This is a genomic window from Porifericola rhodea (assembly GCF_030506305.1).
Lineage (GTDB): Bacteria > Bacteroidota > Bacteroidia > Cytophagales > Cyclobacteriaceae > Catalinimonas > Catalinimonas rhodea.
In genome coordinates, this window is record NZ_CP119421.1 from 3,808,806 (window position 1) to 3,830,411 (window position 21,606).

Annotated in this window: 17 protein-coding genes; 4 read left to right on the forward strand and 13 right to left on the reverse strand. The window is 42.6% G+C overall.

Going from position 1 to position 21,606, the window contains the following annotated elements; translation table 11 throughout:
* Positions 1-345: 345 nt before the first annotated feature.
* Together PZB74_RS15670 and PZB74_RS15675 are read right to left on the reverse strand one after the other, a co-directional pair.
* Positions 346-1,134, reverse strand: a complete 789-nt coding sequence (locus PZB74_RS15670) for an SDR family NAD(P)-dependent oxidoreductase (RefSeq protein ID WP_302237751.1) — start codon at positions 1,132-1,134, stop codon at positions 346-348.
* Positions 1,135-1,532: 398 nt separating this feature from the next.
* Complete coding sequence (locus PZB74_RS15675; RefSeq protein WP_302237753.1) at positions 1,533-2,258, reverse strand: DUF4386 domain-containing protein; 726 nt, start codon at positions 2,256-2,258, stop codon at positions 1,533-1,535.
* Between the two features lie 514 nt (positions 2,259-2,772).
* Here PZB74_RS15675 and PZB74_RS15680 point away from each other — a divergent pair.
* The 3 genes from PZB74_RS15680 to PZB74_RS15690 all read left to right on the forward strand — a co-directional run bounded on the left by PZB74_RS15680 (position 2,773) and on the right by PZB74_RS15690 (position 5,144).
* Complete coding sequence (locus PZB74_RS15680; RefSeq protein WP_302237756.1) at positions 2,773-2,967, forward strand: cold-shock protein; 195 nt, start codon at positions 2,773-2,775, stop codon at positions 2,965-2,967.
* A 195-nt stretch (positions 2,968-3,162) separates the two neighbouring features.
* The gene (locus tag PZB74_RS15685) at positions 3,163-3,906 is read left to right on the forward strand and encodes an NYN domain-containing protein (RefSeq protein ID WP_302237759.1); all 744 of its coding nucleotides are present in this window, start codon (positions 3,163-3,165) and stop codon (positions 3,904-3,906) included.
* Between the two features lie 134 nt (positions 3,907-4,040).
* Positions 4,041-5,144, forward strand: a complete 1,104-nt coding sequence (locus PZB74_RS15690; protein ID WP_302237762.1) for a 3-oxoacyl-ACP synthase III family protein — start codon at positions 4,041-4,043, stop codon at positions 5,142-5,144.
* Between the two features lie 11 nt (positions 5,145-5,155).
* Here the strand turns inward: PZB74_RS15690 and PZB74_RS15695 are convergent, their stop codons facing one another.
* The 7 genes from PZB74_RS15695 to PZB74_RS15725 all read right to left on the reverse strand — a co-directional run bounded on the left by PZB74_RS15695 (position 5,156) and on the right by PZB74_RS15725 (position 13,116).
* Complete coding sequence (locus PZB74_RS15695; RefSeq protein WP_302237764.1) at positions 5,156-6,019, reverse strand: sigma-70 family RNA polymerase sigma factor; 864 nt, start codon at positions 6,017-6,019, stop codon at positions 5,156-5,158.
* A 312-nt stretch (positions 6,020-6,331) separates the two neighbouring features.
* Positions 6,332-6,556, reverse strand: coding sequence for a hypothetical protein (locus PZB74_RS15700; RefSeq protein ID WP_302237765.1), 225 nt, complete (start codon positions 6,554-6,556; stop codon positions 6,332-6,334).
* 341 nt (positions 6,557-6,897) lie between these two features.
* On the reverse strand, positions 6,898-7,845 hold the full coding sequence (locus PZB74_RS15705) for a mechanosensitive ion channel family protein (RefSeq protein ID WP_302237767.1): 948 nt from the start codon (positions 7,843-7,845) through the stop codon (positions 6,898-6,900).
* Between the two features lie 160 nt (positions 7,846-8,005).
* A complete protein-coding gene (locus tag PZB74_RS15710) occupies positions 8,006-8,980 on the reverse strand; it encodes a Gfo/Idh/MocA family protein (RefSeq protein WP_302237770.1) in 975 nt (324 codons plus the stop codon).
* 89 nt (positions 8,981-9,069) lie between these two features.
* A complete protein-coding gene (locus PZB74_RS15715; RefSeq protein WP_302237772.1) occupies positions 9,070-10,146 on the reverse strand; it encodes a purine nucleoside permease in 1,077 nt (358 codons plus the stop codon).
* 13 nt (positions 10,147-10,159) lie between these two features.
* Positions 10,160-11,692, reverse strand: a complete 1,533-nt coding sequence (locus PZB74_RS15720; RefSeq protein WP_302237775.1) for a hypothetical protein — start codon at positions 11,690-11,692, stop codon at positions 10,160-10,162.
* Positions 11,693-11,721: 29 nt separating this feature from the next.
* The gene (locus PZB74_RS15725) at positions 11,722-13,116 is read right to left on the reverse strand and encodes an NCS2 family permease (RefSeq protein WP_302237777.1); all 1,395 of its coding nucleotides are present in this window, start codon (positions 13,114-13,116) and stop codon (positions 11,722-11,724) included.
* A gap of 431 nt (positions 13,117-13,547) precedes the next feature.
* Here PZB74_RS15725 and PZB74_RS15730 point away from each other — a divergent pair, with 431 nt between their 5' ends.
* Entirely contained in the window at positions 13,548-16,811 is a 3,264-nt protein-coding gene (locus PZB74_RS15730) for a TonB-dependent receptor (protein ID WP_302237779.1), read from the forward strand.
* Between the two features lie 55 nt (positions 16,812-16,866).
* Here the strand turns inward: PZB74_RS15730 and PZB74_RS15735 are convergent, their stop codons facing one another.
* The 4 genes from PZB74_RS15735 to PZB74_RS15750 form a co-directional block, all read right to left on the reverse strand.
* Entirely contained in the window at positions 16,867-17,730 is an 864-nt protein-coding gene (locus tag PZB74_RS15735; RefSeq protein ID WP_302237781.1) for a ThuA domain-containing protein, read from the reverse strand.
* 8 nt (positions 17,731-17,738) lie between these two features.
* Positions 17,739-18,503, reverse strand: coding sequence for a ThuA domain-containing protein (locus tag PZB74_RS15740; protein WP_302237783.1), 765 nt, complete (start codon positions 18,501-18,503; stop codon positions 17,739-17,741).
* A gap of 117 nt (positions 18,504-18,620) precedes the next feature.
* Positions 18,621-20,684 carry an OmpA family protein gene (locus PZB74_RS15745; RefSeq protein WP_302237784.1) on the reverse strand — a complete coding sequence of 688 codons (2,064 nt, stop codon included), beginning with the start codon at positions 20,682-20,684 and terminating at the stop codon, positions 18,621-18,623.
* A gap of 3 nt (positions 20,685-20,687) precedes the next feature.
* A complete protein-coding gene (locus PZB74_RS15750; protein WP_302237785.1) occupies positions 20,688-21,602 on the reverse strand; it encodes a PorP/SprF family type IX secretion system membrane protein in 915 nt (304 codons plus the stop codon).
* Positions 21,603-21,606 lie beyond the last annotated feature (4 nt).

The window sequence follows — 21,606 nt, forward strand, 5'->3', positions numbered from 1 at the left end:
GGGTTTAGCTTGTGTGAGTTCTTCAATGTTCTATATGGTGCAACTCTGGCGAATCCTAATCATTCGCAGCTTTGGAAATTTCTGTTCGCACACTGCGAACAATACAGTCGCATGCTCCGAAATTTCTATTCGCACTCTGCGAATAAGCGCCAACAAACTTAGATCTTGCCGTACTCACGACTAGCAATAGGCGCAACCATTACTTGATTCAGGCATGCTCTAAGCTTGTTACTGCCCTAGGCTAAGCTTGCTTGTGCTCTAATGCTCCAATGGTATAGATAAAATGGTCGTTTGCTTCATTCAAATGCATACGACCATGATGCTGTAAACTATCCAAATGATTATTTAGAACGCGCTGCGCACGAGTCCGCCTTCTGCCCGAATGTTAGAGCCATTAATCGCTGAAGCATTCTGGCTACAGACGAATGCTACCACATTTCCAATCTCTTCAGGATTAATAAAGCGTTGAATCAGGGAGGTAGGGCGGTTCTCCTGAATAAATTTCTTGTTCGCCTCTTCTTGCGTCAAGTCAGGGTACACTTCCCTGACAAACTTCTCTACGCTATCAGTTTTGGTGGGACCGGGCAGTACCGCATTAACAGTTACCTCTGTGCCTTTGGTTAACTCGGCTAAAGCACGACTGATGCCAAGTTGCATAGTTTTGGTGGCGCTATAGTGCGTCATCTCAGGGGCAGGGGTAAGTCCCGATTCGCTGGAAATAAACACAACACGTCCTTGCCTACGCGCCAGCATCTTCTGCAAATAATGGCGGGCCAATCTCACGCCACTCATAATATTGGTCTCAAAGAGTTTTTGCCAGTTTTCGTCTTCTTCTTCAAAGAAGCTTACTGCCTCGTAGATGCCTAAGTTGTTCACTAAAATATCCAGATCCTCTATCTGGGCAATAGTTTTATCGCATCCTGCTTTGGTACCATTGTCAGCTACCAGTGGATGCAGTACTGCCTGGGGAACTACAGATTGTATGCTGGCCATACCTTCGTTGACAGAGGCATCGCTTCTTCCGTTAACATACACTTCGGCACCTTCTTCTGCCAGTACTTGGGCAATGGCTAAGCCTATACCTGAGGATGAGGCAGTTACCAATGCTTTTTTATTTTGCAATCCTAAGTTCATATGCCTGTTTTTTAGTATTGTGGATAATGTATTTGAACCAAACGGATACTTTCATAAAACGTCGGTATGAGCCATACTGTTAAAAAGATATAACCTTATAGGTTCTGATCATATATTTAAAGACAAATGGCAATTCGTTTTTTAGAGCTTGTGCCTGTTTTAACCCAATAATCTGTATTCTTTCAACTTTTGTTTAGAGGTACAAAGATGGGCATAGTAGAAGCTTTCAGAAAGGATGTAAATCACAGAAAATATGTGATCCAGGTCACATTTGCAGACACAATGCTGCCAGTAGGCTTACATATTTTTAGTGTTTGGCAGTATAATAAGTTAAACATGGAGTTAATACACCTTTACTATTCAGGTTTGCCTGATGCTGTGGTTTAACAAGTAGTTTGTTAAACTTTGTACTGCATATTATTTGTTTTTGGTTGTCTGATTCCTTTAATGAGAAGCCAAAGGCATAGGGAAAACTCTGCTAGCACCGCAATAACAAAAACCATTACATCTGTAAAGTGCGCCAGACCGGGCCATAGAAAATAGCTAAAGCTATTGACCAGGTAAGTCACGGATGCTGCCCCAACAAGCCATGCCAGTACTTTAGGAAAATAAGGGGAGTAATACAGCAGGTGGCTAAGGATTAGGCAGCTAAAACCAAAAAAGATACCGCTGATTAGGTAGCCGTATGTATGTGCCTGCAAAAAAAGCATCATAAGGCTATGTATCTGCTCTTCACTGAAGGGAGAAAGATAGACATAATTATTAAGCAATAATATAGGTATAAAATAATTAAGCAGATTCATCCCGATAAGGCTAGCTTGAGCCAGCCGGAAAAAGGCGGCTAGTAAAGCCAGGTCTTTATTTACCTCTCTCAAAAGCACATAAAATAGTAGTGCAACCCCTACATCGCTTACGACCATTATCAGGTCGCTGGCCATACCCAGGCGAAAAAGAAATTCAGATTGCATAATATTGGCTGCGGTAGCACTGGCATTATTGTCTACTATCAATAAACTACGAACAAAGGCTTCACTATAAATACCACAAAGGATAATGGCTAGATAGAGCAGACCTGCAATATGAGCTTTCTGCTTCAGGGCTTTTATAGGGGCTGGTGCGTACATATTTACTTTTAATGTATGGGTGTGTGATTATCAGTCAGTACTTGTAATGTGTTTTATGGGTACTGTTTAGACAAAATAAAGGTATGCTATACAGAGCTGCATTGACTTTGGTTAAGAAAGGCAGGCTACTTTTAAGTGATGATGAAAGTACATAGAAAGAACTTGTTCTTAAACAGGGTATAAGCGGAGTATAATAGAGGTGCATTTGTTAAAGCAAGCTGTACCTCATGAGTTTAGTGCGACACCTCTAATGGGTAAGTAAAGCAGAGGTAAGCTATAAGTCAGGAGAAAATTATAGTATCAACAGTATTTAAAAGACTGAGTTGACTACAAAAGCTTACTTTAGGGAAGGGGGTTTGTGTGTTCATATAGTATTAAAATTAATTACTATATGGTGTGCTTATGCTCAAAAATAACAAATTTATTTTGCGGTATTTTCATAATAAATTTCTGTAAATGAACTTCTATCTAAAAATTAAGCTTATCTTAGCTCAACATTTATAAACAATATTCAATGAAAGAAGGTATAGTAAAATTCTTCAACTACTCAAAAGGGTTTGGGTTCATTAAGCCATCTGATTCAGGTGCAGACATTTTTGTACATGAAAGTGGTCTTGTTGACGAGATAGAAGAGAACGATAAAGTTGAGTACGAGGAAGAAGAAGGAAGAAAAGGTCTCAATGCAGTTAATGTGTCAGTTATTGATTAACATATATATTATTCAATATTGAGCTAAAACATGCTATTACGGCATGTTTTTTTTGTTTTAAGGGGGAGTGTTTCAGTTTTAACTGAGCCTGCAAGTAATAAATACCTGAAAAAATAGTGCTGGCTTATTATCATTATTTCACAACAGGACTTATGATTTCTGCTAATAATTGATGACAAGCTTTTATGTGAACGTATGGAAATAGACCTAAAACTAGCTGTGCTGATTGATGGGGATAATATACCCTCTGCCTATATTAAGGAGATGATGGAGGAGATCGCTAAATACGGAAACCCTACCATCAAGAGAATTTACGGTGACTGGACTAAACCTAACCTCTCTAAGTGGAAAAATATATTGCTGGAAAACGCCATTACTCCCATACAGCAATATGGCTATACCTCCGGCAAAAATGCTACAGATTCGGCCATGATCATAGATGCCATGGATATACTATACTCTGAGAAGGTAAATGGCTTTTGTCTGGTATCCAGCGACAGTGATTTTACCCGGCTGGCCACACGCCTGAGAGAAGCAGGCATGAAAGTAATCGGCATAGGGGAAAAGAAAACGCCAGACCCTTTTATCGTTGCCTGTGATAAATTTATCTATCTTGAGATTCTGAAGCAGGAGTCTAAAGAGACTGAAGAGGGCGACAAAAAAGGAAAGGCGGTTAAGAAGAACAATGCCGAAAAAGTTACCCCAAAGCTAATACGCCTGATCTCATCTACCATCTCTGATCTGGCAGATGACGATGGCTGGGCCTTTTTAGGTGATGTGGGTAACCTGCTACAGAAGAAGCAGCCTAATTTTGACTCACGAATTTACGGATATCAGAAACTTACTCCCCTGATTAAGTCTATCAGCAATTTTGAAGTGGAGCAGAGAGAAAACCAGAAGGGGAAGTTTAAGCTAATCTATGTCAGAAACAAGGAATAGTCTTATAAAAATAAAGGGGTAGTTTATTGATCTTCAATTGATTTCCTTATGTTTAGCGATTAGGATTTATATCAAAGCATCAAAATAGACGAAACAGCTTCTAAATTTTATGCTTTTTAACATAAAATTTCATCATGCAAAATGCTTTGTATTCACTCATTACCGGCACAGGACGTGCTATACCGACGAGAATTGTTAAAAACGAAAGCTTCCTGAAGAGCGAATTCTATTCTGCTTCCGGCGAAAGGATAAGCAAACCAGTAGAAAATATTGTTAGCAAGTTTCAGCAAATAACCGGGATAGAAGAGAGAAGGTATGTAGAAGATAATATGGTAAACTCCGACCTGGGTTATATAGCAGCTTTAGATGCTCTGGAGTCATCTGCAACGGATAAAGAAAGTTTAGACTACATTATTGTAGCCCATAATTTTGGAGATGTGCTAAAGTCTAATGCCAAGACAGACATGGTACCCAGCCTGGCTGCCAGAATCAAACACAAGCTTGGCATCCTCAACCCTGATACTGTAGCCTATGATCTGGCTTTTGGCTGCCCGGGATGGCTGCAGGGGCTTATACAGGCAGATTACTATATTAAATCAGGCGATGCCCAAAAAGTATTGGTTATTGGTGCTGAAACCCTCTCACGTATCTCAGACCCTCATGATATTGATAGCATGATATATTCTGATGGGGCAGGGGCAGTGTTGGTAGAGGCAGTACAAAGCGATGTGCCGGTGGGCATACTGGCGCACAAGACAAGATCTGATACCTATAAGCATGCCCATCTACTAAACATGAACGTTTCCTACAATCCTGATTATAAAGATGACACTCTCTTTCTGAAAATGGAAGGTAGAAAATTGTATGAGTATGCCCTGACTACTGTACCCCAGTTAGTAAGTGATTGCTTGAACAAAGCAGGAGTTTCTATTTATGATATACGTAAGCTACTGATACATCAGGCCAATGAGAAGATGGACAACGCCATATTAGAGCGCCTGCTCAATTTGCTTGAAGTTGAAGATCTGGAGGGCGATATTATGCCTATGACTATATCTACGCTGGGCAACAATTCAGTTGCTACAGTGCCGGTGCTTATTGATATGTTGTTGAAAGGAGAATTTACAAGTCATACCGTCTCAGCAGGAGATCACCTTATATTTGCCTCAGTAGGTGCCGGTATGAATGTAAACGCCATGGTTTACAAAATGAGTACGACACCGGCCCAACAGAGGTAATAGTAAGGTTACTAGCCAAGGTATGCACGAAGTGCGTTGGTCTTTGAACTGTTTCTCAGTCTACGGGTAGCTTTTTCTTTGATCTGACGTACTCTCTCACGAGTAAGGTTATACTTGCTGCCAATTTCTTCAAGGGTCATGGCTTTACTTCCATTAAGCCCGAAGTACAGGCTTATCACATCAGACTCTCTTTGCGTAAGTACTGAAAGACTACGTTGCAGTTCTCTTTGCAGGGAGTCCTGAATCAAATTATCGTCAGGGTTTGATTCTTTTTCGTTTTCCAGCACATCCAATAGGCCGTTTTCTTCGCCCTCCATAAAAGGCGCATTGATAGAAAGGTGTCGGTTTGAGACTTTCAGGCTCATTTCTATTTCTTCCTCGGAGATATCCAGCACCTCAGCAATTTCCTCTACAGTAGGCTCCCTTTGGTTCTTTTGCTCCAGTTCGGCAAAAGTTTTTCCTATTTTGTTTAAGGTGCCAATACGATTGAGGGGCAGGCGTACCATACGCGATTGCTCCGCCAGTGACTGAATGATGGACTGGCGTATCCACCATACCGCATAAGAAATAAACTTGAACCCTCGGGTTTCGTCAAAGCGCTTTGCTGCCTTAATTAACCCCAGGTTGCCCTCATTAATGAGGTCGTTTAGCGACATGCCTTTGTTTTGATACTGTTTAGCCACAGATACCACGAAGCGTAGGTTAGCCTTGGTTAACTTCTCTAGTGCGAGTTGGTCACCTTCACGTATCTTTTTGGCAAATTCTACCTCCATTTCTGCTGTAATCAGGCTCACTTTACTAATCTCTTGCAGATACTTATCCAAAGATTGTGTTTCTCGGTTAGTAATCTGTTTAATAATCTTCAGTTGTCTCATGTGGGGTCTTGCTAAATAGTATTAGATGATACAAAAAATGAAATAGATGAAGGAGACAATGAAGAATAACTATGCCTTTGTAGTTGACGGTATACAAGAGGTATAATTATTACTGACAAAGGCTACTAAACTAAGTAAGCGAAGATACAATAATTTGTAGAATTCAGACTCTGCTTTGAGGAGTTTAGCATAACTAAGTTTAGAGAGAGCCCTTCACAATAGTGAGTAAGGCTTTTGTGCGTGCAATATTTGTCTTTTTATATTTAGGTAAAACCTCCTTTAGATAGTAAATAAGGTGGTTTTCCAGACTAATTACTCTACTTCAGATATATCCAGATAATATTCTTTGCCCTTTTTAAAAAAATGTTCGGCATTAGGGTTGTCTATCCATATTTGTAGTTTTCCTATAGGGGGAGCAATATTAAACTGATTATTCTCTACATCATCATCAGTATCTGTTCCCTTTACGCCGGCAAGGTGTGCAATGAGTGATTCCTGTACTTTTTCAACTTCAGTACATAAGTATTTGGCGCGCATGATTTAGTTATTTAGTGTTTAGCATTTAAGTTCTCTCAAGTGAAATAGTTTAAAAATATTGACTTTTTTATAGGGGGAAGTTGGCGTAAACAACAGAACTGAATTTAGCTCAGTAAGTGATACCTGAATTTGTAGATGAATAACACTGCCGAGTGTTCAAGCATAAAGTTAGATAGTAGGCATATTATACTTTATTCAGGTATAAGTAAAATATACACTTTGCAATGGAAGGTGGATGTTAGCAAAGTTAATATATAAACTACCACAATTACCCTAAAGCTTATGGGTAGTGATTACCTCAATAAAGAAAAACCACAGCCCATAAGACTGTGGTCTACTGCTTACTTATTGTCTTCAGTTTCTTCCTCCTTTTGCTTAGACTGGTTGAGTTTAAGCCTCAGCGGGTTGATCTCATCACCCCAGTATATGGTACGATGAGGGAAAGGGATCTCAATATGTTCCTCATCAAAAGCTTTTTTGAGGCGCCCTTTGTACTCTCTGCCCACAGTCCACTGCTGTCCGGGTTTAGTCTTAAAGCGCGCTTTAATGGTTACGGCACTATCTCCCCAGTTATCTACACCAAAAATTTCCAGTGGCTCATTGATTTTATCTGTAAACTCAGGGTCATTCTTTAATTCTTCGCCTACCCGTTTCATCACTTCTCGTACTTTATCCGTGTTTTCTTTGTAGGCGATGCCTACATCAAAAACAGCAGCCGACCATTCTTTGGTCATATTGGCCAGGGTATTGATTTTACCATTCTGAAAGATGTGTACTACTCCGGAAAAATCTCTTAAGGTGATAGTTCTCAGCGCAATTTCTTCTACTAATCCGCCCTGTCCGTTGATGATAGCCACGTCACCGGCACGCACCTGATTCTCTAACAGCATAAAGAAGCCGGAGATAAAGTCTCTTACTAATTCCTGAGCACCAAAACCCACTGCCAGTCCTAATATGCCGGCGCTGGCGAGTATAGGGCCAATATCCAGGTTTACCTGCCTTAAAAGTATCAGAATAAATATAACCCAGATGACAATGCCGCCGGCCTGTCGTAGTATGTTAATCAGTGTATTAACCCGCTTTTCTTTCTCTTCTCTGCTCTCTGTATGACTGGCATGAGTACGCTTTAGAATAATGTTTTTGAGTTTACTTACCAAAAAGCGGTAGAGTGCCAGGGTGATAAAAAGCAGCACAAAGATTAATGCCAGTGCAGGAACGGTTTCAATAACCCAGGTAGTAGAGCGTTCATATACTTTTTGCCAGAATTCGTCCGTGAGGAATTGATCCATAATCTTAAAAAAATTTCTGTTTACAGTAGTGGTCAAAAAAATTAAGTTCTGGAGCATCCAGAAGCATGCAACATATAAAGTTTGCTCTAGTATATGCAAATCTATATAGCACAAAAATGTTGGCGCAGCTCTTCAAAAATATGATGAGTATAAAAACTATCTATTTTGTAGCAGTGATGGTATTTAGCATATTCATCACAATCATCCCTTCTTCGGCGCTGCAAGGGTTTGCTGCTTCGGATCTGAAGTAAGCATTTACTTTCTCTATCATGGGCTGCTGGATGTGTGGCGGGTTTTCAAAACGGAAAGTTTCGGCGCTGTCTCTCAGCAGTTGTACTTCATCTCCATAAAAAGAAAAGTTAATACTACCTTTTTCACCTACTATCTGACAGCCTTCGTGTTTTGCACTATCTGCCACGGCAAATGACCATAGTCCCTGAAAGACCAGGTTGTTTTCAAAATGCATTTCAGCAGATACAATGTCATCTGCTTTGTACAAAGCGGCCTGGTTGGTGCTGAACCCCCGTATATAGCTAGGCTCTCCAAAATAATAATACATTAGGTCCATCTGATGGGGGGCTATGTCATGAAAAAGTCCTCCGCCAGAAATATCAGGCTCTACCCGCCAGTTACGCTCAGTTTGCGTGATAATATCATTTTTAGGAGGCTGAAAAATACGTATCTGTACAAACCTCAGCGTGCCTATAGCTTTTTCTTCCAGCAGCGATTTAACTTTGATAAAGGCAGGCAAAGCCCGGCGGTAATGGGCTACGCTGAGTTTACGGCCACTTTTCTCCACTTCTGAAATAATGCGGGAGCAGGCTTCCAACTGGGTGGCCATAGGTTTTTCCAGGTATACATCTTTGCCGGCACGTAATGCACGAGTGGCGTATTCTTCATGTGAAGAAGGAGGGGTAGCAATATAGATCGCATTGATTTCCGGGTGTTGAATCAGCGCTTCGGCCTGATCAAACCATTGCGGCACCTGATGCCTTTGGGCAAAGTCTCTGGCCTTTTCACCATTTCTACGCATGACTGCCAGCAACCGTGAGTTTGCTAAGTTTTGAAAGGCAGGACCACTCTTTACTTCTGCTACATCTCCGGCACCTATAATTCCCCAGTTAATATCTTTCATGCTTATATAAATTAGGTTGGGTCAAAACAAAATAAGCCGGGCGTATACCACACCCGGCCTGAATATAACATCATATCTTAATATACACCTTAGGGCTGAGGTATTTCGTTCTGATATTTATCCCAGTTGTCACTTATTTCATTAACTACCTGGCTTCCTACTTTATATGCTGCCTCCAGAGATGGTAGAAAAGCTGTATACCCTTTGCCTTTCAGCTTCTCTCCACTCAGGCTTTCAGCAGCACTTATGCCTTCGTACTGCATGGTATAGTTGCTGGCGGTACGTAATACCATCACTCTGTCAAGGTCTACCTTATTCGCCTTTGAGAGAAAGCTCAAAGAAGTAAGTGTACCGGTATCTTCCATAGCTGAAGTAACAAAGTTGCCTTCGCCCTGTGTCCAGTAGTCTGTCCAGTCATTAGCCCACTGGTTCATGAGTTTGCCATGCCAGTAAGTCATGGCCGCCAGTTGGTCACCTTTGAGTACAAAAGGAGGTCTTTGCGCATTTGGGTGTCCTTTGTACAGTGCTCTGAAGTTGGTAATATTTTCGTTATCGTCCAGGGGAGTATCTTTGGTTAGCTGATAAGCCCACTCTACCAGACTGGGGTTCAGCTGAAAGGCAGCTCCTTCATTATCTTCCGGTAGGGGCTGCTCATAAGGGGTAGCGGAACGCAAAGGCACATATCCTGTTTGCCAGTCGTCGGGGATCTCTCGCGCATCAATCTCATGAGATAGGTCACCATCAATTACCCATTCGGCCCATGCTGCCGAACCTACTGAGGCATCCTGAGGGTCAACGCCCGCGATGCCTGCTACCAGCCAGTAGGTGTTACTAAAGTCAAAGCGTTCATCCAGACCGAGAGCCATTACTGAGGCTGCAGCCCTGGCGGTACCTATACCGGTAACCATACCCAGTACCTGCTTATCTGCATTATATCGCAGGTCACGATAGCCCTGGGGAAAAGAGATAACACTATCTAAGGGCAGGCGCTCTGCCCAATACTGAAACTCACCGGGGCGGTCTCCGGTAGCTTCACCCAGTTCAAACATAGCCAGAACTACCACTTTTACAGGTATTTTTTCTTCTGTGGGTTGTGCGGGAGTGGTTTCGCCGGGAGCACATCCCCATAGCACAATTGCTGCTATTGCGAGTAAAATATATTTCATTTGGTTTTACATATTATTGCAGAAACTGATCTGCTTCTTTGATAAATTGATTCCATTGCGTTTGCCAGTAGGACAGGGCTTTTTCCTTATCTGCTTCGGGGAGGCTGCTGTAGCTGAGTGAGTTCATCGCTAGTTTTTTTATCGCCTGTAGGTCCAACTGCCAGGCCAGTAGTATAGACCAGTAGTCATAAGAGAGGCCATTGTACCCAAAGATAGCAGGGTCGTCAGAGCTGATTGTGCACTGTATGCCATGGCGCAGTAAGTAATTGACCGGATGTACTCTCAGGTCTCCCACATAACCCAGTATCTGGTTACTAAGAGGGCAGACTTCCAGACAAATATCTTTTTGTTTGATCTGCTCCTGTAGACCAGGGAAGTGGTTCAGGTTAAACCCATGACCGATACGTTTGCTATCCAGTAGTACGGCATCATAGAGATTGCGCACGGTATGCCAGTCGCTTTCTCCATCGTGCAGATAAAGCGGCATATCTATCCCATATACCTGTTCCAGAGAGTCCATTTTAAGCCAGTTATCCAGAAAAAACAAAGTGCTATGGCCATTGTCTTCATTCGCTACCAGATCAAAGCCACGAACAAAGTCGGGATAGCGCTGGCGATACTGATAGGCCTTTAGCAGCTGATCATAGACTACCGCTTGTGGTAAAAAGCGTAATGAGGTATATATCAGACTTAGAGAAAACTCAGGATGGTCTTTTTGCAGGTCTGCTTCTACTGCCTGTAGAATGCTAAAGGCGGAGTCGGGAGGGTAGTAGCCCGAGCCAGGAGGGTGTTCCAGGTCATACAGGCCTCCAGGGAAGTTGCGCAATTCTATATGCTGTATACCATCGGCCAGCAGGGAGTCAAACATCACTTTATGGTACTCAGGGTAAATGGGGCGGTAGTTAAAGAAGCCCCCGATTCTTTGGAAGATAAGCTCAAACTCCACCCAAATGTCAAAAGAGTCCTGCACTACTTCTTCTTCCAGGGTAAGTAATGCGTACATCTGCTCCTCAAAACCCTCTATATCCTGCGTAGGATAAAAGCCCTTTGGCACCTGCTCTTGCTGATAAAAATGAAGCTGCCCTTTAGTATACTCCTGGGTGTCTTCCTCCCAGTACACATAGCAGTTGGGCATACGGGCGGCCTTTTGCACCAGCCAACGAAAATCTATACCGGCAGAGCCATGCAGGTGCATCATACCTCCTTTAGGCATTTTCCGAAACAGCTGGTAAAGTTTGGTGCTCTCTATATGTTCTTTAGATTGTAGAAAAGGATGCGCTGGAGGAAAGAAGTTTGCTGCTTTATAGTTAGAAATCATCTCATCTCGGAGTGCCAGCAGTTTACGGTTAACTCGCATTTCCGCAGGACTTAGCTGAAGCTCAGCATCAAAGGCCAGCAGACTATCCTGCCTGATAAGGGCCTGCCGGTCTTCCAGGTAATCATCTTTTTGCGTATAGCTTTGCTCTAAAACAATCTTTTGACTGCTACAACTCCACAGGCCAGGCAGTAGAGCGAATGCAGTGAGTATGAGGGAAAGTTTGCGCATGTGTAGTAGTTCTGGTTTGGGTTAAAAAATCAGGTCAGGATAAACTTAAGAACAAAAAGTAAGGAGATGATCAGTACAACCGGGTTGAGTGTACGAAATTCACCTTTAGCTATTTTTATGATAGAATATACTACGAGTCCGCCTCCTATACCATTAGCAATACTATAGGTAAAGGGCATAAGCACGATTACTAAAAATGCAGGAACGGCCTCTTCCAACTGATTAAAATTAATTTTTTTAACTGAGCCCAGCATAAGCACCCCTACCATAATAAGTGCGGGAGAGGTGGCAGATGCAGGAATAAGACCTGCCAGAGGAGAAAGAAAGATACACAACAGAAAGAGTGTGGCTACTACTATGGCGGTAAGTCCTGTACGGCCACCAGCGGCAATACCGGTGCCGCTTTCTATGTAGGTGGTCGTGGTAGAAGTGCCTAATAGTGAGCCAAAAGTAGTAGCGATAGCGTCTGCCATCAGTGCGCGATTCATGCGTGGCAGTTTACCATTTTTATCCAGAAAGCCTCCTTTTTCCGCGGTGCCGTAGAGGGTGCCTAAAGTATCAAAGAGGTCTACCATAGTAAAAGCTACCAGAATTAGTAAGATGTCCATGATTCTGGTAAGCCAGGAGGTGTCGCTACCCTGAAAAAGCTCAGCGAAGTCTAGCTGCATAAAAGTAGGACTAAGGTCCAGGCTTAGAGAGATGGCACTTTCCGGTAAGCTGGTAATGCCCAGGGCTACACTAAGCAGGGTAATGGAAGCTATGCTGATAAGGATGGCCCCTTTAAATCCTCTGATCATCAGGATAGACATAAGTACAAAGCCTAGTATCGCCAGTATCACTGATGGATTGCTGAGGTCCCCAAACTCTAAAATCTGTGGGGGCGCACTCTGCACCTGATCTACCAATGCCTGCTGGTTGCTTAGGTCATTAGAAAGTATGATATCTATGATAGGCCCCTGGTTGATGTCAATGATCTGGGCATTATTAAGACCGATAAGGGTGATAAACAGACCTATACCTGCAGGTATGGCATGAAGAATACAGGCGGGAAGGGCATGGGCGATCGCGGAGCGTAAGCCGGTGGCAGTAAGCAGAATAAACACCAGTCCTGAGATAAATACAATCGCCAGCGCTCCTTGCCAGCTGTAGCCAGACTGAAAAACCACCGCATAAACAAAAAAAGCATTGAGCCCCATACCCGGTGCCTGTGCAAAAGGATAATTAGAGAGCAGCCCGGTAAGCAATGAGCCTGTGGCCCCGGCCAGGCAGGTGGCGATCATTACACTCTGAAAATCCATACCGGTTTCTGCCAGTATCGCAGGATTTACAAAGACGATATAAGCCATTGTAGAAAAAGTGGTGAGGCCGGCGATCACCTCCTGCTTAAAGTGAGTCTGGTTTTCGCGCAAACGGAAAAAGCTCATGCTAAATGAAGTTGGTTGTGAACAGAATAGAGCAGTAATTCAGGCTGTGATGACACCTCAGTCATGTAAAGAGCGCGCAAGTTAATATTTTTATCTCTTTTCAATAAGTGCACAGCAATGAAATTGTCGTAAGGATGACCTAAGGGGCAGAAACAAAAATCAAGTAATCAATATTTTCGTGATTTTAAAGGTTGCATTTTAAGTTTATAGTTTAGATTTGCACTTTGTTAATCATTTGTTTGGGTAAATCTTAATTATATAATTAATAATTCTGGGTTTTGGTGTATGTTCAGATGCCTGATAAAAGCTTGCCTGGACTGAAGTAAGGCTATCCGTAGGGCTCTCAGTTGCAAGTTTGACTGCTATAGTAACATACCCCCAACTAAACAGTTATTGCATTATCTTTATTTACACACTTAATTTTCTTCCTTATGCGTAAAATTTTACTGTTCCTTAGCTTTTTGGCTTTAGGCTGCTTTGCTATTTCTCAGCAGGTCCGGGCACAGGGAGCTACTACTGCCCGAATTTCCGGTCTGGTAACTTCTGCAGGAGAAGTACTGCCGGGAGCCACCATTCTGGCGGTACACGAACCTACGGGTGCCGAGTATGGCACAGTGACTAATCTGGAAGGCCGTTTTACTCTGAACAATCTGAATGTAGGAGGGCCTTATACCATTACAGCCAATTACGTAGGATACCAGCCCTCGGTGAGTGAGTATATCTATCTTAGCTTGGGGCAAACCCTTGATTTGCAGGTAGACCTGGAAGAGTCTTCTCTGGAGCTTGAAGAGGTAGTAATAAGTTCAGGAGGGGTATTTGATGGTAACCGTACCGGTAGTGAGACTAATATAGATGAAGAGACTATTTCTAATATGCCATCCGTAGAGCGTGGCCTAAATGACTTTACACGTCTCACCCCACAGGCATTGGTAGGCAATTCAGCAGCAGTTAACAGTGGGGGTATATCTTTTGCCGGTATTAATAACCGCTTTAACGCTATATTTATTGATGGAGCAGTAAACAATGATGTATTTGGGTTGGCTAATTCAGGCACCAATGGAGGGCAGGCAGGTATTTCGCCTATTAGCCCCGATGCGCTGGAGCAAATACAGGTGGTGCTTGCACCTTATGATGTAACCCTGGGAGGCTTTGCCGGTGGTGGTATCAATGCAGTAACTCGTAGTGGTACAAATGAACTTGAAGGCTCCGCATATGGGTTCTTAAGAAACGAAAATCTTAGTGGCAAAACGCCTACCGATAATCCTGAGATAGAACGCGTGAAGCTGGCTCCTTTTCAGGTAAGAACTTATGGATTTCGCCTGGGAGGTCCTATTATCAAGAATAAACTGTTCTTCTTTACCAATGTAGAGATAGAAGAAAGAGAAGAGCCTCGCCCATTTGTTCCTGAAGATTATGTAGGTAATGCTTCGGTGCAGGATATGGAAGATGTGCGTAATCGCCTGATTGATGTTTACGATTATGATCCCGGAGATTTTCTGAACAACCAACAAACCACTGATGGTACCAAGCTGCTATTAAAATTTGACTGGAATATCAGTCGTAATCACAAACTATCAGCCCGCCACTCGTATGTAAAGGCAGAAACAAATATTTTTCCTCGTCCGGGCAATACCAATGTTTACTATGCTAATGCCGGATATATATTCCCTTCTACCACCAACTCCTCTGCTCTGGAGCTAAAGAGTAATTTTGGTCAGTCTGCCTCTAACAATTTAATTTTTGGCTACACCCGTGTGCGAGACGACAGAGATATAGCGGGCGACCCTTTTCCCAGTATTGTAATGCAGGATGGCGCTGCCCAGGTAGTTGCCGGAACAGATAATTTCTCTTATTCCAATATCGTTTTTCAGGATGTATTTACGCTGACCAACAACTTCAATCTGTATAAGGGTAAGCATACCTTTACTTTTGGTACCCATAATGAGTTTTTCAAGATTCAGAACCTGTTTAGTATCTACTCTACACCTCAGTATCAGTACTCCTTTAATGGTGTGGAGCGCTTCCTGAATGGGGAGAACCCTGACCGGGTACTCTTCGGACATGAGCAGCTGGCAGATGGGCAGTCGGAGATTCGCCTGGGTGATGATGCCAGTAATCTCGGTCCTACATTTAATGCTTTGCAGCTAGCCTTCTATGCTCAGGATGAGTATCAGGCTAGTAATAACTTTAAGCTGACATTAGGCTTACGGGTAGATGTGCCTATCTTTCTGGAGGATCCACCATTAGAGAATACAGAATTTAATTCTACAACAGTACCATTGCTAGAGCAGTATAATGATCTACAGGGAGCAAGGGCCAGCAATACCCCCAATACGCAGTTGTTATGGAGCCCCCGTGTAGGTTTTAACTGGGATGTTAAAGGTGATAAAAGTACCCAACTAAGAGGAGGTGTAGGCATCTTTACGAGTCGTGTGCCCTGGGTATGGCCCGGAGGTATGTACATCCGTAACGGGCTTAATAGTAGCCTTTACGTCAATGGGGGAGTGCCAATCTATGGTGACCCGGAAGAATGGAAAGCCAATCTGATTAATCCTACCAGTCCTTCTGGTGATGTAGATTTGTTTGTAGAGGATTTTAAATATCCGCAGGTTTTTCGTACCAGCGCCGCAGTAGACCAGAAGCTATTCTGGAATATGGTAGGCTCTCTGGAGCTGCTTTATACCAAAACGCTAAATAATTATAATGTAAGAAGTATCAACCTGAAACCTTCTACACAAAACCTGGCGGGTCCTGACAACAGGCCTATATTCAACAAACAGGATTTGGTTGACCCTACTTACACTAACATCTCTCTGGTAGATAATACCAACCAGGGCTATAGCTGGAATATTACAGCCCAACTGAATAAGTCTTTTCATTATGGTTTTAATGGTGGGTTAGCCTATTCATTTACTCAGGCTGAGTCTATACAGGATGGTTCCGGCTTTATTAATTATAACAACTGGGATAATATCATTAGCGTGGATGGAAAGAATAACCCGACACTTTCTCGCTCTCAGTTCAGTGCAGGTTCACGCGTGACGACTTTCCTTAATTACCGTAAGGAATATCTGGGTTTTGCGGCTACCTCAGTCTCTCTATTTTACAGCGGACAATCTGGACAGCCCTATACTTACGTGTATAATGACAATGATAACCTGACTTTCCAGTCTACTAACAGTACTAGTAATATCCCCATTTATGTACCTGTAGACCAGAGTGAGATACTACTGGTAGATCAGCTGGATGGTACTGGCAATGTGATCAAATCAGCCACCGAGCAGTGGCAGGAACTTGATGCTTTTATAGAAAATGATGATTACCTCAGTACCCGAAGAGGACAGTATGCCGAAAGAAATGAGTCGCGTACGCCCTTTGAAAATATACTGGATATTAAAATTGCTCAGGAATTCTTCGTAAGAACTGCTAGTGGCAAAAACCATACGCTGGAAGTAAGCCTGGATGTTTTCAACTTTACTAATCTCATTAACAAAGACTGGGGAAGAAGGTATTTTGTGAATGACAATACTTTCCCTCTCATCAACTTTGAAGGTTTTGTGGTAGATAATAATAATGATGTAACTAATATTCCGGCATTTACATTTGATGATCCGGGAGAGCCGGCAAGTGTAGTACAATCAGGCATTTATAGTGCCCGCTGGAGTGCACAGCTAGGCTTGCGCTATACGTTCTAAACTTATTAATCAATTGATAAGCAACAGGCAGCTCAAAAGGCTGCCTGTTTTGTTATTATATGTCTCCTGCCCAGCGAATAGCATTTTCCATCATCTGATGATGTTGCTTCGTTTGAAACACTTCCGCGTGATGACCTAGTGCTGAGTAGAAAGCTTTCCCTTCTCCTACAGTTTTATACCAGGCAATCGGGTGATCATTGCCCATTCCCCAGTCTTTATCAGTCACCATAAAACTAATGTTGCCACTGGTAACAATATTTGATTCGTCCAGAGCATAAAGAACCTGGCAGCCATTAGCTTTGGGGTTATCAAAAAACATATACCATTCGTCCGCATGCTTCCATTGGTCTGGCAGATGCTGTCGCAAGCTTTGGTTGTCTTGACTTTTTTCAAGCGAGAGTACCGCTTCCTGTATCTGTGGGTTTAAAGGGTGATGAGAAAAGTGAGCACCGATTACCTCATTTTCGTACCATTCCCATTGGTGCGAATTGTCTCCGGCAGCGTGTATTCCTACAAAACCACCTCCACTTTCCAGATACTGACGAAAGGAAGTTCTTTGCTCAGGGTTAAGTACTTTACCACTTACATTATTCCAGATAACTACCTCAAATTTAGCTAAGTCGGTCTCATTAAATACGGCCCCGTTATCAGTAGTAAATACGAACCAATTGTTTTCTTTTGCTATCGCTTGTATAGCCGGAATAGAAGCTTCTATGGCTTCGCCATGCCTAAAGCCATTGGTCTTAGAGAAAAGGAGAAGGGAAGGCTGTTCAAGCTTAGCGGGTAGAGTGGGTGGTTTGGTTTCGTAAAAGTTAAAGCCATAACGAGCTTTGTATACAAAAGCACCCACTCCCAGAGCCGCAAGGCATATGAGAGCCAGTAGTATGAGCAGGCTAAGCTTAAGGACTTTCTTAAACATTAATCGGTCTATTTGCCAGCCTTGCTGGAGCTAATACCCATAGCATACTGTATGCCACCTAAAAGATGTTGAAGGAACAAAGGCTCCGCATAGGTTTCTTTGGTGTGCCCACCCCCGGTGTAAAATGCTCTTCCGCCATCATATTCCTTATACCATGCCATAGGGTGGTTATCTCCATTGGTTCCACCTTCGTAAGTAGATTCGTCAATTTTGATGAGGACTTCGTTTTGCTCATTTATGTCTTTATAGTTGTACCACTCGTCTTTACGTTGCCAGTTTGCAGGGAGGCCTTCAGTAGAAAGGTGCTCATGGTTGAGTACATTTAATGTTGCTTCGCGTACGTTTGGGTTGCCCGGATGGCCGTTGAAGTAAGCTCCTACTAATTTGCCGTACCAGGACCATTCGTATTCAGTATCAGCGGCCGCGTGTATGCCTACATAGCCACCATCAGACTGTATGTACTCCTCCATCTTCATTTGCTCTTCATCGTTCAGCACATCTCCGGTAGTATTTAGAAAGATAATGGCAGCATAGTCTTCCAGCTTATCTGTAGTAAAAACAGAGGCGTCTTCAGTAGCCTTAATACTAAAGTTGTGCTGTTCGCCTAATTTTCGGATAGCCTCTATACCTGTTTCAATGGAGTTGTGCCTGAAGGCAGCTGTTTTGGAAAACACCAGCACTTTAGAAGTTTGGGCATGAATACTAAAGGCTATGGTGTGTACAAACAAAAGGGAAAGCACTAAACTGCTCAGTGCTGTTATTATCTTTTTCATAATAGGTTGTGTGTTAGTGTAAGTTCTGTATCAGGAAAACTAATATAATGGGTGTAAACAAAACAAAAAAGCTCTTAAAGATTAAGAGCTTCATGGGTTAGAGAAAAAGGAGTAAGGTTATTTATAGCTAATCTGGGATTGTGGGATAAGCGGTACCTCAGTACAATCTTCTGTATAGTCTTTTTTAGGGTCTAGAGGAGCTGCTTTCGTTTGGGCTTTATTAGACTTTTGGATACCAGTGATTCTGATCTCGGTCCTACGGTTTTGCTGGTGTTGCTCTTCGGTGCAGGGTACCCCATCGTTACAGTCATTTACCAGCATATATTCCCCATAACCTTTGGCGGTAATCACTTCGGGAGCAATACCCTGAGAAATAATGTACTCTCTGGAGCTTTTAGCTCTTTTTAGCGATAATGCCTCGTTGTACATATTGGTAGCCCGGCTGTCGGTATGTGAGCTCAGCTCTACCAAAATGCCGGGATGCGATTTAATAAAGGCTACAATTTTGTCCAGTTCAGCAGCAGCATCTTCACGTATGGAGAAATCATCCAGATCAAAGTACACATTTTCATAAGTAAATTTTTGTTCTACTTTCAACTTCTCCAGATACAAAGGATGGGCGGCCTTTAAATCAGTATGCTCAGCATATTGAGTCTGCATACGAAAGCAATCTGAAAGGAAGGTGGCCTTTTCTGCTTTAATTACATATTCCTGTTCCGGGCGAAGCTGTGTACAAAGCTGACCATTTTCATCTGTAGTAAATGTTCTGCTTGACCCAGCCTCTACGTTCATCATATGCACGCTAACATTAGCCATTAAAGAATCTGTGTCTTTTTCACGTACTTCTATGCACACATTTAGTTGGATCTCCTGCTTCTCTGCTTCAGGTATTTCCTGAATACTAAATGCATAAATATCATCAAGACCCAGGCTTTCTTCGCGATTAGAAGAAAAATACCCACTCTTGGCAGCTTTGTCTATAATAAGGCCAAAGTCATCTCTTGGTGAATTGATTGGGTAGCCCATATTGCGTACGGTATAGCCATTGTTAGTGGGCGTAGCCACATAGATATCTAATCCACCCAGTCCATCCCTTCCATCAGAAGCAAAAAATATGCGCCCATCTTCGTGTAGAAAGGGAGTACGCTCGTTGCCCTCAGTATTAAAATCAGGCCCCAAATTTTCTGGAGTAGACCACTGACCGTGTTTATAGTAAGTCACAAAAAGATCAGTACCACCCAGGCTGCCGGGCATGTCAGAAGTAAAGATAATTTGAGTAAAGGATGCGTTGCTACTAGGGTCACCTACAGAGTATTGATCACTGTTGAAGGGGAACTCTTCTATGTTTTTCCAGGAGTAGGGGGGCTTATCCTCTTTATTATCTGAGTCTCTTTCAGCCATATACATTTTAAGCTTATTGACTCTTTGTTCTGAGCGTCCTTTTTTGTGTTCGAAATAATTGTTACGGGTAAAGATGATTCTGGTGTAGTTGTTATTAAAGGACATAGCCCCTTCGTGCATACTACTATTGATAGCATTATCAAAAGGAATAAGCTCCATAAAGCGGCCTCCCCGATAATAAGGCGCGTAGTAGATATCCAGAAAAGGAGTGTTGTCCCATTTGTAATTACTTGCGCTTCTTCCTTCGCGTGGCCTTGATGAAGCAAATACAATCCCTTTCTGAAAATACGCAGGCGCAAATTCATAAGCTCGGGTATTTACGTTGAGGTTGCTTATTTTTAATCGCGCAGAATCTTTAAAGTATGTTTCCTGCTGTTCTATACCCTTTATTTTGTACGGTATACGTGAGTCATCAGGATTAGCTCGGGCACATTTCTGATACCATAGTAATGCATCTGCATACTGACCCAGGCTTTCTAAAGCACGGCCATAAGCAAGGTAATGATCCGCACTAAGTGTATCAGTATGTTTTACTTTGGCATACCAGTTAGCGGTATGCTGAGGCTGGTTAAGCTTGGTATAGCATTCTGCAATTCTTATACAGATACTATCTGCCGGGGACTCCCGGTAAATGTCGCTATAAGCTTCAATAGCATTGGCAAAAGCGTATTTGTAGTATAGCTTATAAGCTCTTTTGTACGCATAATTACTTTGCGCGTACACTGCTGTAAGCTGTAAAAAAACTAAACCCAGAATAATGAATAGTGATCGTACTCGCATGGATTAGTAGTATCTTGGCGTTAGAACACGATTTGTAGAAATGCTAAAACGGTAGCTGAGCAATATTTCATGAGAGCCACTGTGGTAATCTGCTAAGCTGGAAATACCATAATCATACGCATAGCCTATATAGATCTGGCGCGTGGGTTGTAGCCCCAGCAGTAAGTCTATAGAGTCCTGAGTTCTCCAGTTTATTCCGGTCCAGAGGAAATCATGAAAGATTACGTTGGTACTCAGATCTAATTGCATGGGAGCCCCGTAGGTAAATTTATAAATGAGAGAAGGCTTAAGTTTAATGTCTGGAGAAAGCTCAAAGACATAAGCAGATGTTAGGTATGCATGCTGCTGACGACTCATAAAGGCCTCACCTTCGTACATAGATGTGTTAGGGATGATATTAGGAACTGACAAGCCTACATAGAAGTCGGGCATATAATAGAATACTCCGGCCCCAAAATTCATATGCAGATTTTTGACTGAAGGGCTGCTAAAATTTTTGTCAGCGGAGTTTTTGGGAGTCAGGTTGGAAAAGTCAGACTGAAAATTAATAATACCTGCCAGCAAACCCAGGCGAAGGTTGCGTTCCTCACCTAGTTTGATTTTGTAGGAGTAGGCTCCAAACAATTTAAGTTGTTCATGTATACCAATCTGATCATGAAACAATGATAAGCCCAGTCCCACTTTATCTCCGGGTATAGGCGTATGCATATTGAGAGTGTAGGTACGTGGTGCTCCTTCCATTTGCATCCATTGATTTCGGTAGAGCGCCGTAACGTTAACGCCCTCTTTGCTACCTGCATAAGCAGGATTGATGCTTACCTCATTATGCATATACTGTGTAAACATCTCATCTTGCTGTGCCTGTAGAATGGTGTTTTGTAGCAGCATAGCTGCCAGTATGAGTAAAGATATTCTCATAAAC